This window comes from Shewanella sp. UCD-KL12, from assembly GCF_001957125.1.
Lineage (GTDB): Bacteria > Pseudomonadota > Gammaproteobacteria > Enterobacterales > Shewanellaceae > Shewanella.
The window spans coordinates 329,913-346,824 of record NZ_MPHJ01000004.1; the positions used below are offsets into that span (position 1 = coordinate 329,913).

Consider the following 16,912-nt stretch of genomic DNA (forward strand, 5'->3'; position numbering starts at 1 on the left):
TAAAACCGCGGCCCAGATCAACTAACTCAATGAAATTGCTCAAAGCGTGAGTGACTGGGCTGACACGGCAAGATTTTTACAGGTCTTTTAGCTCATTTAGCCACTTTTCCAATAGTTTAATTGATGTCCTTAATCTGTATGCAGCCGTAGAGCGCTGATCGCTCAATGGACTCAACTTATCTCGATACGCAGCAATAATAGTATTGATATTTGACTCATTGCTAAGCCAACTAACAGGTTTGCCTATGATGAGAGACTCTATCTCACGGTGACGCACCACAGTCGGGCCAACGGCACCGAATGCCACCCGCCAATCAGTAAATACCCCCTCTCTCACATTCGCAGCCCCCACCATAGAGAGCTTAGTTAATGCATTAGCGCATCGCGTGCCTACTTTTGTGTAGCTAGTATGGGTAAATTCCATCTTAGGGATCTTAACTTGCGTCAGCAGATCACAAGGTGTTAGGTGCGTTGTACCTGGGCCCGTAATAAATTGCTCAATAGGAAAAACAATTTCACCGCTAACAGAATTGACCACCACATGAGTATCAAGAAGATAAAGGATGGGTAAGGTATCTGCTGCAGGTGACGCATTACAGATATTACCGCCCATCGTTGCACAGTTTCTCACACCCGGCGCGGCAACCTGTAAAATACTATCGCGTAGTATTTTGGGTACACGTTTGTTAGTCTCAATCTCAGTTAAACTTAAGCCAGCACCGACAAAGAGTGATTCATGGGTTTCTCTAAATTGCTTAAGCTCATTAATCGCATCAATAAACAGCATCGCACTGGGCTCACCGTTAAAGGAGCGACAGCGAGGTTTATCCCCTACCATAATATCTGTGCCACCAGCAAAAATCGCAACATCTCCGCTGGCCAAGTTATCCAATGCTTGTACGATCGTGTCTGGTCTATATGCATGAACCATATTTTTCACCATAGTAGTCACCATAAATCCCCCCCTTGCTCCACCGCGATTTTAACGGCATCAACAATCATGGCGTAGCCTGTACATCGACACAGATTTCCTGAGATCCCAACACGAATATCTTGCTCAGTGATCGTTTTAACATCAGGACTATTGACTAAAACCTGATAAAGCGCGAGCACCATCCCCGGCGTACAAAAGCCGCACTGGACACCCTTTGCCGTCAAAAGAGCATCGATTAAGCAACGTCCTCTTGGTGTCTCCCTCAGCCCCTCAAGTGTTAACACTTCAGCGCCATCAACTTGAGCGATAGGAAACAGACAAGTGTTAACCAGCTTTCCATTAACTATTGCCGAGCAAGCACCGCATTCACCTTCCCCGCAGCCCTCTTTTGTCGCCTTTAAACCAATGACATCTCGCAAGGTTTTAAGTAATGACTGCATAGGATCGATCGTCAGCGATTGCGCTTTACTGTTCAGTGTAAAATTAATCTGCATGATGCCCTCCGAAACAGTCACTATCACCTTCACCAACATCTTCTTGCTTGGTCTTTAAACCAATCGCATCTCTTAATGTTTTAAGTAATGAATGCATAGGTTCAATCTCTAAGGATTGTGCTTGGTAGTTCAGCGTGAAATTAATCTCCATTTTCGCCTCCATTCTCACTGGCATAAAGCATTTCAGTGACCAGTTCCGGGGTGACTGGAATAGACAATATCTTCAAGTTAGTAGCAGATTCAATTGCAGCAACATAGGCTGCAGCGCCACCATTGTGAGTCAACTCCCCGCCGCCTTTAGCCCCTTGAGGCCCAAAGTCATATGGGTTCTCAACAAAGTCACTGACAATACTTGGCACATCCATCGCCGTAGGCACGATATAATCAGCCATGCTCTGCTGCGCAAAACCGCCTTGATCATTAAGTTCAAGCTTCTCGCAACTGCCGTAACCTATGGCCTGTATCAGCCCGCCATCAATCTGGCCTTTAAACACCTTGGCATCGATTGCGTGGCCGATATCATAAACCGCCCAAAGCCCTAGGATTTCACTTTGACCTGTCACTAGATCCAGCTCAAGTTCCACCACATTCACGCCATAGCTGGTCGCTTGGTAGGCATTACCTTGATAGGTTTCTTGATCCCATTGGTGATAATCTGGTTTTTTGTAAACTTGATCGAAGCGCTGAGCCTCTCCCTCAATCCAATTCGCCTTAAGCGCCTTAGCGGCTTTTTCAAGGAGGTAACCCACGATCAAAATCGATCGTGACGCTGAGGTCGGCCCAGAATCTGGGACAGTATCGGTATCAGGCGTGGCCATATGTACACGTTCAAGTGAGAGTTCCAGCGCTTCAGCCACAATCTTACAAAATGTGAGGCTCAACCCCTGACCCATATCGACGTTAGATGCCAATATTTCAACATTACCTTGCTCATCTTTAATGATGGCCGTTTTAGCTTTAAGTAAGGAGTCTTCTAGATCCCCGGCAAAGCCGCATCCATGCTGAAATATTGAAAGGCCGATACCACGTCGTTTACCAAACTTATCATCGCCAATCTCGCCTTGCTTAGCGTAATGCGCCGCCTTCTCATAATAACCACTGAGTTCATTGGCGCGTGAGACTAACTTATCGAGAACGAGCTCGCCATAGATCTCAGCCCCCGTTAAGGTTCTAGACTCTGTCGTGAGAAAATGAGCCTGTTTAAAGGCCACAGGATCTTGCCCTATCTCTTTAGCCACATGGCTCAAGTGGGTTTCGATAGCAAAACAGGTTTGCGGTGCACCAAAACCTCTAAATGCGCCATTTGGTACCGTGTTGGTTGCCCATGCAGTGCCAGATGCTCTCACATTAGGAATGTCATACACATTGGTACAGGTGGTCAATGAACGCTGCAGTACGATACCTGACAAACTAAAGTAAGCCCCTGAGTTGATATTTAACCTCAAGTCCATCGCCACGATTTTGCCATGTTTATCGACACCCGTTCGATAGTTAAACTCAACGGGGTGGCGCTTAGTGGTAAACGCAATATCTTCAGTACGGTTAAAGGTGATACTGATAGGTTTTTGTAATCGCTCCACAGCAACTGCTAACGGCCCAGCTAACACATTAGGAAAATCCTCTTTCCCCCCAAAGCCGCCGCCAGTAGTACATTGAATAACACGTACATCTTCATGGCCTAAAACATTCGCCACACAGCGATGTACATCCCACGGGCATTGCATTGACCCTTCAATGACAATTTTTCCCGCTTTGGGATAACCAATAAGACCCTGAGTTTCTAAGTAGAGGTGTTCTTGATAACTGGTAGAGCAGCGATCTTCAATAATAGTCACCGCCTGTTCAAAGCCTTTATCGATATCGCCCTTGAGCAGTTCGTGCTGGTCAAATATATTGTCGTCACCATGAATTGCGCCATCTTGGGCGAGTTGGGACTGAGAGATGGTGTAAGCAGGTGTAGAAGGTATATAACTAACTTTTATCTGACTGAGTAGGTCCTCTATAACCTCAGTATCTGGGCCTACTAAGAGATAGATAACTTGGCCTACGTAGTTAACCTCTTTCTCTGCAAACGCTGGCCAATCATCTGTAACAACAGGAAGTGAATTCTCCCCTGGAACATCACTTGCACTGAAGAGATGGTATCCAGAGGGGAATGTGGGGAGCTCTATATCATCAATCACACCACGGGAACATGAGGAGCGGAAAAACCGCCCCTCCAACTGTCCTTCGAAATGGCGATCGGCGACATACTCTGCGACTCCACAAGCTTCAGCTTGTTTGAATTGCGTATTTACCGTAACCATAATCTAGTCTCAATTTAGCTAAGTTTATCCATATTCCGCCAAATTCTAGCGGCAACCTTTTGAGCTTCAGCATAGATAGGTGCTACATCAAATGGGAACGCTCTATCTTCATAGACAAAGTGCCCCTCTACCATCACACTGTTTACATTGCCGGCATTCATGCCAAAGGCAACATGCCCAGGTAGATTGTCAGCCACAAACGGGGTTGGACTCATGTAATCAAGAATTGTCAGATCGGCTTTGTTGCCAGCTTCTAAGCGGCCAAATTTAGCACCGAAGTTCCTTGCTAAGATCTCATTACCGTTCCACATACTTTTCAGGAAGCTATCAGGCCATAATGGACCACCCGCATCTCTATGCTTAAAGTATGCAAACTTCAGCTCTTCAAACATGTCAGCACCAATACCATCGGTTCCTAATGCTACGTTCTTGAAACGCGCCAGTTTATGGTTATAACCCACGTTATTATTCATATTCGATCTTGCGTTATGTGCTAAGAAACCATCTTTAGCATTTAAAATCTCTACATCGCGATCGGAGAGGAACAAGCCATGAGCTAGCAAGGTTTTATTATTGATAAGCCCAAAGCTATCGAGGCGCTCAACAATGTCTTGCCCGTACAGGTGATGGCTATGACTGACATCATAAAGATCTTCAGCAACATGAATATGGATACCACGGCCAGTACACTTAACCGCTTCACTCATCATTGCTAAGCCTTCATTGCTAACGGTGAATGGTGCATGGGCACCAATATGCGCTTCAACAAGGTAGGGTTCATCTCCTGCTTTTTTAGCGGTGTCGATAAGGTTAGCGAAGTTAATATTCTCCTCTACCCCTAAACGCATCTCTTCAAGGCCGCCGTTACGGTCTGTGGTTTCATAACAGGTCATGCCGCGCAAACCTGCTTTCATAAAGCCGTTGCGCAGTGTCTTGAGTGAGCCACCAATAAAGTGTGGTGAAGCATGATGATCAATAACCGATGAACAACCCGTTTTAATCGCTTCTAGCGAACAGATCAGGCCGCTGTAATACACCGCTTCCTCATCGAGGGCTTTATCCATCTTCCACCACAGATTTTTTAAGATGGAGATAAAATCAGGGCTTGGCTTAATATCAGCCATGATGCCGCGAGCAAGTCCCGAGTAAAAGTGATTGTGTGAACACACAATGCCCGGCATGACTAACTTACCTTTCATCTCTTTCACTGTAGCATTAGGGTATTTTTGAGATAGATTCTCACCCACCTCTTTAATCACAGTCCCATCGATAACAATATCGACGCTCTCCTTGATAAAGCCAGGCTCAAATTGAACCGCTGTAGCATTTTTAAGTAAAATCATTTGAAACTCCTAAAGTTCAACTTGACCAAGAAGGTAGCTGTGGTGCTTAACGACAAAGTTAATCATCTTCGCTTCTGCTGCTAGCGACTCAGGCAACTCAACTTCGCCCTTATTGCTTAACGTCGCGCTATAGCTCTCACCCGCTTTTCTGATGGCTACATCGTTACCATCAACATAGAAACCTGAGTTTTTACTGTTTTTAAAGTCATCGGCTAAGTTATAGATAGTGAACTTGTCTTGGTAAGGCTTACCCTGCCATGGACAGAACTGAGCACAGTTACCACATTCATTACAGTAAGCATCGATATGCAGTACCTGGAATTTATCTTTGAAACCAGGAATAGGCAGTGAGATATTGGCGCGGTTTGGACAAACATCAACACACTTACTACACACGTATGAGCACTCTAGGCAACGCTTAGCTTCCTGCTCAACAAAACCATCTTTATCATCAGCACTGGCAATAAGTTGAACTTGGATTTCACCTTTGCGGCTATATAGCTCATCAACATCAACATTAGAGGTAACTGTTAGCTGCTCATCGGCAATGGCCATCTTATTAAGAATTGATGATGCAGCTTTTCTACCACCAGATACGGCAGACACAATCGATGATGGGCCAGTGTGAGCATCACCTATGAGGTAAACGTTCTCAATGCCTGTCTCGCCAGTCTCTTTTTCAACAACTGGCCAACCATCTTCACCCATTGGAATGCCGATACGGCTAAGGACTTCGCAGTTACTCTGCTCACCCACGGCAGTGATCAAGGCATCAACATCAAGCTCAACGGTCTTGTCAGTTGCAACTGGGCGGCGACGACCTTTAGCATCAACCTCACCGAGCTCCATAACACGGGCAGTTAACTTGCCATTGCTATCGAACGCTTCAGGATTGGTAAGGAACATAAACTCAACGCCATCTTCTACGGCTTCTTCATACTCCTCTTTATAGGCAGGCATCTCAGCAATCGTACGACGGTAAAGTACGGTCACCTTGTCTACGCCATCAACTTTCAGTGCAGCGCGCGCACTGTCCATTGCAGTATTACCCGCACCAACAACTGCCACATGCTTACCTAGCGGCGCATCTGAGTGCTTGTACTCACCTTTGTTAAACTGAGAAAGGAACTCCAGCGACTTATAGATGTTAGTGTTGTCACCATCAAGTTTGATAGGGTTGCCTTTATCGGCGCCTATCCCAAGGCAGATATACTTAAAGCCACTGGCATTTAGCACATCTATGGTTAGGTTTTCATCACAACCGTACTCGATATTGACCCCATGTGAAGTGACAAACTCAATATCATGCTCAATCGCTTCTGCAGGAATTCTGAAATGTGGAATGATGTTCTTAACCACACCACCCGCATTCGCTTCTTTCTCGAAAATAGTGACGGGATGACCGGCTTTGGCCATAAAGAAAGCTGCAGAAAGGCCTGCAGGGCCTGCACCTAACACAGCAACTGGGTGCTTATTGGTATCAAGCTTAGGTTGATGCCACTTGGCTTTGTAATCATCCCAGCCTTTTTCCAGTGCCACTTTCTTCATCTCACGGATGTTCAGGGCGCCTTCATAATCACGGCGAGTACAGTTGTACTGACACTGATGATCACAGATATGGCCAGTGATTGATGGCAAAGCATTACGTGCATAGATAAGCTCTAGGGCTTCGGTATACTTTTTCTCACCCATTAAGCGGATATATTCAGGGATATCCTGACTAATTGGACAAGCCGTCACACAAGGTGCAACTGAACAATCTGAGATAGGTAGCGCCTTCTCTACTGTGATCTCTTCAGGTCCGCGCCACTCTTTTTGGGTGTAATCTGCAACTAGCGACTTTTCAGCAAGCGCTTCAAGCTTAACTAAGTCAACCTTGTTCATCTCCCAAGCTGGGCTATTTTCAAGGGCTTCGGCACAATCTGCCAATCTAAGGTAACCACCAGGCTTGAGCAGATCGGTTGCCATGGTAATTGGGCGAATACCCGTCTCAAAGATCTCTTGAATGTTGAACTTACTCGCGCCACCTGAATATGAGATAGGTAACTCACCATCAAACTCACGAGATAGCTCTAATGCCACATTGATTGATAATGGGAACAGCGCTCGACCAGACATATACATCTCTTTATCTGGCAAACGACCTTTCTTGTTCAATGTGCCTAATGTATTCGTTAGCTTAACGCCAAAGCCGATACCTTTCTCTGCGCCGAGTGCTCTTAGACGATGCAACATAGCTTTTGCGTCAGGTAACTGCAGATCATGGCTAAATGACTCTTCACTGAGTGCAACATGGGTGAAGCCCGCATTATCTAAAATCTCACGTACTCGCTTAAACCCTAATAGTGTTGGGTTGAGCTTGACGAAGGTATTGATATTTTTGTCTTCAATCATGTACTGACAGATTTTTTCAATCTCTTTTGGTGGACAGCCATGCATGGTTGAGAGTGTCACACCTTGAGTCAGTTGTGGTGAAACTTTTTCACACAAATGCTTCATACGCATCACTGGAATTTCGATGCCAAACTTATTAGTGAACTCAGATTGTGAGATAAATGATTCTAGTTCAGACAGATAGCGTTTAAAATCTTGATGCTTACTGCTGTCTAACATGTCATGAATATATTTCTGCATAGGTTCAGTTTGAATACCGGCTAGGTCATAGCCAACACTCATGTTGAACACAAATGAGCGGTCTCCGCCATTGGTTACTGGCTGGAACACCTCCTCAAGTAGATGCAGAGCAATCCAGGCTTTTAGATACTCATCATAGGCTTTAATGAGGGTAAATTCTGTGGACCACTCAGTATTAAAACACTCATCTTCGGCATCAATACAGGGCTTAGCGATCTCTAACGTATCAAGCTTCTGGACTGTTTTTAGCTCCATAAAGCGACCGCCTGCCAACCAAGAACAGATGATGTTTTGTGCTAGCTGTGTATGTGGGCCTGCAGCAGGTCCCACTGGGGTTTCACAGTTTTCACCCCAAACGTCGAGGTTTTTATTCGCTTGCTTTTTATAAAATTGTTTTGCTGGAATACCGAAGATTGAACCACTCTCTTTGTACTCGCTAAACATGCGAGTTAGTAGCTCTGTAAATGGAACAGGACGCATGATATCACTCATTAAAAAACTCCTTGATGCTCTATTTTTGTTATTAAGAGACCAAACATTTCGTCAAGCAATGTAGACGGCTCTAACTGTTGTAAAGATGGAATCAAACATATTCGTTACCGCTATAAGGGCAACTAATGAGCCAAGCTTTGAAAAGTGACTTACCATTGGAGAAATACGTGATCTAGCTCAAATTAATGGTTCAAACGAGCCAATCTGCCTGTGTGCAAACCGATAAAATGCTGGGAATAGGAATCACTCTCAAATGGTTTTTTAGTGGTTTATCAATATCCTTCTATCAATATAAGAATCTTTATCAAATTGATAAAAAGTGACTATTAGAACGAGAATAAGTGTAAAAACTAAAGCCAGCGCTAAACACTTTGCCCTAAGCATGAGCCCTATATACACGCTCAAAATATTAGTCACTCAAACAAGAGAGGAACTTGGAATAAGAAAATGTGATGGATAAATTGAAGCTATGGATCGATTGAAGGAGTTTTCAGTACTCAGCACGCTAAGCGGCTAACGCACAAATGGTCAGAGCTAGTAGCCAGTAGACAGTAGCCTGCACGGGGGAACGCGCGTGGCTAATTAGAACTTTGTAATAAAAGTTGCTGATACGCCTCTGGTGTATCGACATCTAAAAGCAGGGATTCATCTTCAAGGTGCAAGTACTTAACCTGAGATTGCATTAATATCTTACGTAAGCTGCCTGTTTGTTCACTATTAACAATCGATGGGATCAGTGTTTTTGGCAGTAACACAGGGTGACCTGTCTGTTCTTGGTTGCCAGGAAACAAGCTATAGTCACCACGTTGTTGCCAACAAGCGCGATAAATTTCGGTTTTGATACACGGCATATCACCATGAGCGATAAAAAAATGCTCACTCTTAACTGACGCTAGCCCAACTTTTATCGAGCTAAGCATGCCATCTTCAAAATTTGAGTTAACGACCACTGTGACATTTGGGTGTCCCTGAAAGCCCTTAACAAGCTCATCGGCGCGAAAGCCGGCCACTAAAATCACCCTAGAGCAAAACTTAAGTGCATTTTCAATACTTTGAGCCAATATGGTTTGATTGTTAAATGGTAGCATCATCTTCCACTGCCCCATACGTGAAGACAGACCCGCGGCAGGCATAATGCAATCAATCTCTTTAACTTGAGCTTTATCCTGTATCAACTCAGCAGTTGGCATCATTCTTGTTCCTTTTTTATTTGCCACTTATCATTTTGCGGAGCTTGATACTTTATGCTGCTTGATCTCTTACTGCAACATAAGCCTAAGCAAGACGTTATATCAGACAATAAGCCTGCATATACTGCTACCAGATTTGATAACAGTAAAAAATCAGAGTGCCGATTAATCGCACTTGTAGGAGGCGGGGGTAAAACAAGTTGCGCATTCACCTTAGGCGAACAGGCCAAACAGGCAGGGCTCAGGGTGCTTATCACCACGACAACAAAGATGTACCGCCCTTCATTAAGTCAATGCGATGAGATGTTTGATTTGTCATCTACCACCTACAGCAGCACTGATGTTCAGGCCTCCTGTGTTAGTGCTCGTCTTAATCCAGATCAAGCGGCCAGCAATGCCACTAACAATAACTCTGCCAGTGATACCTATGATAAAAATGATAGCCCTGACTATCATAGTGATACTCATGATAGCGGCGCTGCTTACTATGTCTGTATAGGGACAGAAGCTCCCTTTTTGAGGCAGTATGCGCACGATCACAGTTTAAGAAAAAGCTCGGGAATCGGCTCTGAAAAGGACTCTGAAAAGTACTCTGAAAAAATCACTCCACTCGATTCACCGTTTTACATCCCAACAAAACTCGCACTCACGAGTCCTAAATTAATTTTTGCCTACCATGGCTTAGCCAACAGTCTTGATAACTCAGCACAAACAACAGGTCAAACGCCACCACAAACACCGGTCAAAACTAAGGTGCAGGGACTCTCAATAGCTCAAGTGAATGCCATTAAAGCGTCAGGTCAATTTGATATCATATTCGTTGAAGCTGATGGCGCAAGATCCCGCCCAATTAAAGCCCCTTCTAGGCATGAGCCTTGCATTCCTACAGATGTTGATACCGTCATCGCTGTAACAGGCTGTGAAGTGATAAATAAGCCCATCATTGCCGACAATATTCATCGATGGCGTGAGTTTTCACAGATCACCGCAACTAAAGCAAGCGATCTGTTAGATCAACAGGTGTTAGGGCAGTTAATTGCTCACCCAGAGGGCATGTTTAAACACACACCAACTGGTAGCCGGCGTATTTGGTTGATCAATAAGATCGACCTCGCCACTCATTATTCAGATATTGCAGCCTTAGCCAGTGCGCTTTTAGCTCAGCATGGCTCACTCACAGGGATCTGTTTAGCCAGTATGCATTCAGCAGAGCCCATTTACGATCTGCATTTACGTTAGATAGCTTATACAAGGTTCGAATATGAATATTTTTGCACATGCAGCGCAACTCGAAACACAAAACATTCCATTTGCTATGGCTAATATCCTAGAAACGTCTGGCTCAGCCCCAAGGCACCAAGGCCAGATGATCATTAAAGCTGATGGAAAAATTATCGGGACTGTGGGTGGTGGAATGATAGAGAGGTTTGTTATTGAACAAGCCATTGAAGCGATAAAAAAGAGAGAACCAAGAGTGGTTAAGGGACGCATGGCGCGTACTGGCCCTGATGCAATGGGCATGGACTGCGGCGGCACCATGTCGGTGCATATCGATGTGTTCGGCCTACGCCCTGCCCTTGTCTTAGTGGGAGCAGGCCATGTTAACCGCGCCGTTGCGCAAGCCGGTCATGTGTTAGGGTTTGATATTACTGTAGCTGATGCTTATGAGGACAGTTTAGCCGAAGGCAATTTCCCTCAAGGTACCAAATTAGTGCTTGGTGATACCATGGAAGATGCTATCGATAAACTCACTATCACAGACAAGTCATTTGTCGTCATAGCAACTAACCATCAAGATAAAGATGCTATCTCTAAGATTGTTCAACAAGATGCGCAATATATTGGCCTAATGGCCAGTAAGCGTAAGGTGCAAACCCTGTTCAATCACCTCAGACAGATAGGTATCGAGGATAAAAAGATTGAGAGCGTATACTCGCCAGTCGGTTTCAGTATCGGCGCTGAAACCCCTGAAGAGATTGCGATCAGTGTGATGGGAGAGGTATTAAAGGTAAAAAATGCCGCGGCTGGTGGCTTAATGAAAGATGATAGCCGCATCAATCAGAAAAAACTGGTGATGATCCGCGGAGCTGGTGATATAGCCACAGGCGTTGCTATTCGTCTTCACAATGCTGGGTTTAAAGTCGTGTTAACTGAAAGCCCAAAACCAACCGTTATCCGTCGCACAGTCTCCTTCGCCCAATGCCTGTTTGATGGCAATGTCACCGTTGAAGGCATTACAGCCAGTAAAGCCACATGCTGCAGCACGATTCACAGCATACTCGATCTCGGTATGATCCCAGTTCTTGCTGACGAAGAGTGTTGTAACGTAAATAAACTCCGCCCTCGATTTGTCGTTGATGCTATTTTAGCTAAACGCAACTTAGGCACGACGAAAGACTTAGCGCCTCATACCATAGCCCTTGGCCCTGGCTTTATGGCTGGTGTAGATTGCCATGCCGTAATAGAAACCAATCGAGGCCATGATTTAGGTCGAATCATCTATAAAGGTGAAACGACACCAAACACAGGTATACCAGGTAACATCGGTGGATTTACTCATCAAAGAGTACTTCGAGCGCCAAATCCTGGTGTCATGCATTGTCATGTAAAACTGGGAGACATAGTCAAAGAGGGAGATCTCATCGCCCAGATAGATGACACCCCAGTAAATGCGCCACTTGCAGGTATGGTGCGTGGACTGCTTAATGAAGGCTTAGAGGTGACAGAAGGTTTTAAGATTGGCGATATCGACCCAAGAGGCGATGAAGCGGATTACCTTACCGTCTCAGATAAAGCCCGCGCCATTGGCGGCAGCGTGCTAGAAGCTATGTTGTACTTAGATGCCAATAGTTAACGACTTGCCTGATAGCAAGTTGTAAATCTTTTTTATGTCAGTTCATAAAGCGGAGTTCATAAAGCGGGATAGGTACTTTGTTGGCGTGTTGAATAACAATACTTCAATTTTACCTATCGCCTGCGGCTCGCTGAATGTGTAAATAGTTAGGTTTTTCTTGAAACTACTCGTCGACAAAAACTACTGGTACAGACGGCCGTTGTGTTTTAGCCAGCCATGAGCATGGCGACCATTAGGGTCTTTATGTGTCCAATGAACAAGGCCCCCTTTTTTATTCCACTCATACTCACCATAGAACTGCACGGTATCGCCAATATTAAGGGACGAAATTCTCGGCGCAAGGTCAATGTTATGCGACACTAAGATTGTCTGCTTGCTCTGTAAACGCAGAATAAACTTTTGATGTTTTGAACCTTGAGTATCATCTGGCAATAACCTAATAACCGTACCACTGCCTTTAACTTGAATATCGCTGCGATTTGACTCATAGGCTTGGGTTAAAACACTGTCATTTCCAAATGTCGGAAATACAGATAATGTCATGAGTAAAATAAAAGCCGTTAACATCCTTTTCATCGCTTTCTCCATTTTCCATTTTTATGCTTTTACTATTTGATAAGCCCTACTTTGTAAGCCCTACTTTGTAAGCCCAAGAATTCTAGACACTTTCTGAGTTCTAATCAATTATTCTGATTAACTTAGCTGGTGTCCCACCATACAGTGAATCAGGCGTGACCTTTGCCATGTATTGGCGTAGACAGCATTGATCAGCAGCCAATTCGATAGTGTTTTTGCAAGACGCCGTGATTTAGAAGCTTGCACACCACTGAGCGTACTGGCTACTAGAGAGTGCTTGGAATGGTTCAACTAATTCTGCCACATAGTGAGATAAAGCTGACTTCAACGTTTCGCAGCCAATGCGCTAGTGTCTTTGCAAACCGCCGTAAAATCTTCTGACCTCCAGGGATGGAGGAAATGCCAAATTTTGTATGGAACGAAATTGGCCATGATGGCTCAACTAAATCTCTGACTGCCAAGGATTGGTGGAAATGCCAAGAAATGTACGACTGAAAGGATTCAGGAGGTAGAGTAACGCAGGGAGCAGTTACCGAGGGAACATTTCTGGCCTTGATTTAGAAGCTTGCACGCCACACAGCGCACAGGCTGCTAGCCAGTTCATCGAAGCGTCAAACTCATTAATGCCCCAAAATGCGTTAGTCTTCGAATGAAGGTTGATTACATTTTCTGATTTAGTTTCTGTTTGAAGTATTGTTACCGTCATCCTGAACTTGTTTCAGGATCCAGCTTTATGACATTGGGTAATTTGCTTGAAGGTCATATATTCATGGTTATCTACCGCCTGTCCGGCGAGGAATGTGCACTCTTTTTTTGAGAAAGTTCTGCGAAACGCTGTGGCTATTGATCTCATAAAAAGACCCCCTATACGCTTTGCCGCTTTATCTGACCCACATGGACGTGGCGAATGCCGAAAAATGTATGGAACATTTTTTGCCATTAATCCGAAGTCCGCAGCCGTACCTACACTTGGTTGTTTTTCTCTTCGATTTAATTTTTCTGAATAACTTTAGCCTTAGTTTGAAACTCATTTATGCCCCAAAACGAGTTTACGTCAGCAATTCCTCCAATGCAGCATTAACCTCTTTGCAATATTTTTCTCATCAGTCGGAAAGGTCAGTGTTTGTGTTTTTATACAGTATTTTCGGCTTTGTGCGGATAATCATCAAATTATGCTCAATCTGTTCGCGGTTTGCTATCGAGTGCAAGGAAAAGTAGGCGTAGATTCAGTAAGATAAATTGTGCGGCCATAAAAAGTTGAGATAACAGGCAAGCAAAGTGTGCATGCGCGTTTACACTAAGAGTGTATTGGATACTATTCGACAGCTATTGAGTTATTGAGCTGTTTTTAATAGGCTTTTATCAATGAGTTGAGCGCACGCTTTCCCAAGAGGGCTTGGCAAAACGCGCAAGCCGTATATAAAAATGTTATTTGGCACCACGAAATCTCGTAAATATTTATTTATAAAAGCGGTGTTTTCTAAATTTTTTTAGCTGGTTACGCCTCAGTTTTCGCCGTGAAGTTTTGCGTAAACTACCAACATAGTGTTTGCTCAAAGTTCAAGGTTTGGTCAGTCGTGGTGCTGGGCACTTTTTAGCTCTACGGTTGGGCTGCCATTTTTAGTAAAGTGCTTGTGTCTGTTGGGAGTTAACTGCTGCCATCAAATAACAAGCTAATCAACAGGACAAATAACAGTTGGCTTTTTGCTCCTGCGTCGCTTATTTTAGCCAACATATTATTTGCCCGTTATTCAGGGCGTTAGAACCCAATTCGCCAGGGTAAGCTAGATTTAAAATATAAATTGGAATAATAATTACCATGAAAAAGATACCCTCAGAATTGAAGATGGATCATTTAGCCCGATCACTGGTTGATGCAGTTATGAACAATTCAACTACGATAATTGTGGAAGGGTCAACAGATGTAAAAATTGTTAAAAATATTATTACGTTAGCAGGTTATGATCAAAGTAAAGTAAATATTTTTGTTCTTATGGGGAAACTAAACTTATTGAAAGTTTTGGACTCTGAAGAAATTAGACATAATGATAATGTAATAGTTTTACTAGATTTAGATGTGGGAAGCATTTATGAATCTAAATTTATTGCAAGAACTAAGAGTAAAATAAACAATAGCAAAATCCCTGTCTGCACGGCAACTCCATCAATTGAATCTTGGCTTTTCGCTGATGATATAAATCTGAAAACATTAATCAAAGAAACAGATAAAGCAGAAGCAATTTATGACAGATTGCCAATGCCTGAAGACATAACATACCCCAAGCAAGTCCTTAGAAACTTATTAGGCAGTAAATATAATATTGATATGATTATGAGTGGTATGGATATTAACCTATCCGCTAGTCGTTCTTCGTCATTACGTAATTTTTTGAAAGAGCTTTCAATAAAACTTGGTGAGCCTAAAGTTGAGTGGGAAGAAAGCTATGTTAGAAGTGCAGGAAGAGATGTTTTTTCTAAATTAGTGAATGAAATTATTGACCCGAATAAGGTGATTTATAAGTCACTAGATGGTAACAAAATAACTGCAAGAGAAATGTCTTTACACATAAGAGATGGGAGTGACATTGGGGTTAGGTATTCAGTTGAAGTACTACGAATGGCGAGAGACCTGCTAGCTAGAGAGAATAGCAAATAATATGATTTCATTCATTACAAATTATGACGATAACACTCAAGATAACCTGACGGTTTTTAACAATCTTGGGTTAACAGGCTTCACAGTGAATCTCCATAGTGATGATGCAACAAAAAATAATTTACACACTGAGTTAAGTGCTAGAGATATTAATTGTTTTGCAATGTCACATGGCGATATCGACATATTGAAAGACCAGCATGGTAATAATGCATTCGATCAAAGAGTATTGGGCATTAATAATACATTTAATGTTTTTGCTTATGCTTGTAATACGTCGATTATATTGGGAGAGACTGCTGCAGCTATAAACGTTAATTGGCTAGGTTATATATCCCCAATAAATGCTCCTTGTACAGATATTGAAATGAACGAAATTTATACAGATATATTTTCATATGTTTGTGACTCCTTTCCAAATGTAAATTGTCCAGAAAGAGCTTCTAGTTTTATAGAAGGTTTAAAGTCTATATGTGAACAAAAAAACGAAGAGTTGTATGATATGAGAGAAAATAATTCATATGAAGCTGGAATATCCACACATATGAATATGCGTGAATTATGGCAAAAGTTAAAAATATGGTTGGAATCATCAGGAGAATCAATAGAAAACCCTTCAACCATGAATTGGTAGGGTTCTAACAAGCACTTTAAACGGAACAAAAACAGTTGGCTTTGTTTCGTGCCTCAACAAGTTTAGCCAACTATTTTTGTCCGCTTAAGTGGGCGTTAATAAGCTGTTATGTTTGTATGCATCATTGTGCTTATTTAGGCCGAGTGGTGTAATTTCCAGTTAGTATTAAGGCCCAAGTCGACTCTTGATAGAATAAGGCTAAATCTTCGAAGTAGGTGGTATGATGTACGAGTTAAAGTGGTTAGTAACTGAGTTTGAAAAGCTAGAAATAGATGGCATTACTAAAGCTCTCGAATATGAAGAGTCACCAGTTATCTGTGTCGCCTTAGAAAAATTAGAAAGCGGAGTATTCTTAGTGTGTAAGTCATTAGAGAATGAAGATGACACTTTAGAGTTTCTCAGAAAGCATGGCATCTTTCTAAAGTTGAGATATTTGGGGTCAGAGTCTGACGAATCCCCACATAAAGATCTGAGTAAATAATGAGATAGATAAAAAAGAGACAGGACAGCCATATCTTTTGTACTTTAGTATTTCCTCAACTAGGCTTTTAGTTATCTCAACATAGTGTTGTATAGGATGGTTATTATGACTTCTGCTCGAAGAACCCTTATTGATGCTGAGTCGACGCCGTTTTATCACATAATAAATCGTTGTGTAAGAAGAKCCTACCTCTGCGGGGAGGATAACCTCACAGGTAAAAGCTATGAGCATAGACGCTGCTGGATTGTCGATAAAGTCAAAGCGCTTTCTGCCATATTTTGTATCGATGTATGCGCCTATGCGGTGATGAATAATCAC

The 16,912-nt window shown here is 43.1% G+C and carries 13 protein-coding genes and 1 pseudogene; 6 read left to right on the forward strand and 8 right to left on the reverse strand.

Going from position 1 to position 16,912, the window contains the following annotated elements; genetic code table 11:
* Positions 1–76 precede the first annotated feature (76 nt).
* The 7 genes from BM736_RS10695 to mocA all read right to left on the reverse strand — a co-directional run bounded on the left by BM736_RS10695 (position 77) and on the right by mocA (position 9,396).
* Positions 77–955: a xanthine dehydrogenase family protein subunit M gene (locus BM736_RS10695; RefSeq protein ID WP_218638758.1), complete on the reverse strand. Its 879-nt coding sequence runs from the start codon at positions 953–955 to the stop codon at positions 77–79.
* The gene (locus BM736_RS10700) at positions 949–1,428 is read right to left on the reverse strand and encodes a (2Fe-2S)-binding protein (RefSeq protein ID WP_076411706.1); all 480 of its coding nucleotides are present in this window, start codon (positions 1,426–1,428) and stop codon (positions 949–951) included. Before BM736_RS10700 ends, BM736_RS10695 begins: the two co-directional genes overlap by 7 nt.
* Entirely contained in the window at positions 1,418–1,579 is a 162-nt protein-coding gene (locus tag BM736_RS25155; RefSeq protein WP_179079039.1) for a hypothetical protein, read from the reverse strand. Before BM736_RS25155 ends, BM736_RS10700 begins: the two co-directional genes overlap by 11 nt.
* Positions 1,569–3,734, reverse strand: a complete 2,166-nt coding sequence (locus BM736_RS10705) for a xanthine dehydrogenase family protein molybdopterin-binding subunit (RefSeq protein ID WP_076411709.1) — start codon at positions 3,732–3,734, stop codon at positions 1,569–1,571. The genes BM736_RS25155 and BM736_RS10705 overlap by 11 nt, the downstream gene beginning before the upstream one ends.
* Positions 3,735–3,748: 14 nt before the next feature.
* The gene (gene ssnA, locus BM736_RS10710) at positions 3,749–5,077 is read right to left on the reverse strand and encodes a putative aminohydrolase SsnA (RefSeq protein WP_076411712.1); all 1,329 of its coding nucleotides are present in this window, start codon (positions 5,075–5,077) and stop codon (positions 3,749–3,751) included.
* A gap of 9 nt (positions 5,078–5,086) precedes the next feature.
* On the reverse strand, positions 5,087–8,203 hold the full coding sequence (gene ygfK / locus BM736_RS10715; protein ID WP_076411715.1) for a putative selenate reductase subunit YgfK: 3,117 nt from the start codon (positions 8,201–8,203) through the stop codon (positions 5,087–5,089).
* A 578-nt stretch (positions 8,204–8,781) separates the two neighbouring features.
* Complete coding sequence (gene mocA / locus BM736_RS10720) at positions 8,782–9,396, reverse strand: molybdenum cofactor cytidylyltransferase (RefSeq protein WP_076411718.1); 615 nt, start codon at positions 9,394–9,396, stop codon at positions 8,782–8,784.
* A gap of 51 nt (positions 9,397–9,447) precedes the next feature.
* Between mocA and yqeC the strand changes: the two genes are divergently transcribed.
* Positions 9,448–10,632 carry a selenium cofactor biosynthesis protein YqeC gene (gene yqeC, locus BM736_RS10725; protein ID WP_076411720.1) on the forward strand — a complete coding sequence of 395 codons (1,185 nt, stop codon included), beginning with the start codon at positions 9,448–9,450 and terminating at the stop codon, positions 10,630–10,632.
* A gap of 22 nt (positions 10,633–10,654) precedes the next feature.
* A complete protein-coding gene (gene yqeB / locus BM736_RS10730; RefSeq protein WP_076411723.1) occupies positions 10,655–12,247 on the forward strand; it encodes a selenium-dependent molybdenum cofactor biosynthesis protein YqeB in 1,593 nt (530 codons plus the stop codon).
* A 180-nt stretch (positions 12,248–12,427) separates the two neighbouring features.
* Here the strand turns inward: yqeB and BM736_RS10735 are convergent, their stop codons facing one another.
* The gene (locus tag BM736_RS10735; protein ID WP_076411725.1) at positions 12,428–12,823 is read right to left on the reverse strand and encodes a DUF3465 domain-containing protein; all 396 of its coding nucleotides are present in this window, start codon (positions 12,821–12,823) and stop codon (positions 12,428–12,430) included.
* 1,819 nt (positions 12,824–14,642) lie between these two features.
* Here BM736_RS10735 and BM736_RS10740 point away from each other — a divergent pair.
* The 4 genes and pseudogenes from BM736_RS10740 to BM736_RS10755 form a co-directional block, all read left to right on the forward strand.
* The gene (locus BM736_RS10740) at positions 14,643–15,479 is read left to right on the forward strand and encodes a DUF4276 family protein (protein ID WP_076411727.1); all 837 of its coding nucleotides are present in this window, start codon (positions 14,643–14,645) and stop codon (positions 15,477–15,479) included.
* Position 15,480: 1 nt separating this feature from the next.
* Complete coding sequence (locus BM736_RS10745; RefSeq protein WP_076411730.1) at positions 15,481–16,113, forward strand: hypothetical protein; 633 nt, start codon at positions 15,481–15,483, stop codon at positions 16,111–16,113.
* A gap of 223 nt (positions 16,114–16,336) precedes the next feature.
* Positions 16,337–16,594 (forward strand): hypothetical protein, encoded by a 258-nt coding sequence (locus tag BM736_RS10750; RefSeq protein ID WP_076411733.1) that lies wholly within the window; start codon positions 16,337–16,339, stop codon positions 16,592–16,594.
* A 105-nt stretch (positions 16,595–16,699) separates the two neighbouring features.
* Positions 16,700–16,912: pseudogene (locus BM736_RS10755) on the forward strand (hypothetical protein); the annotation flags it as partial.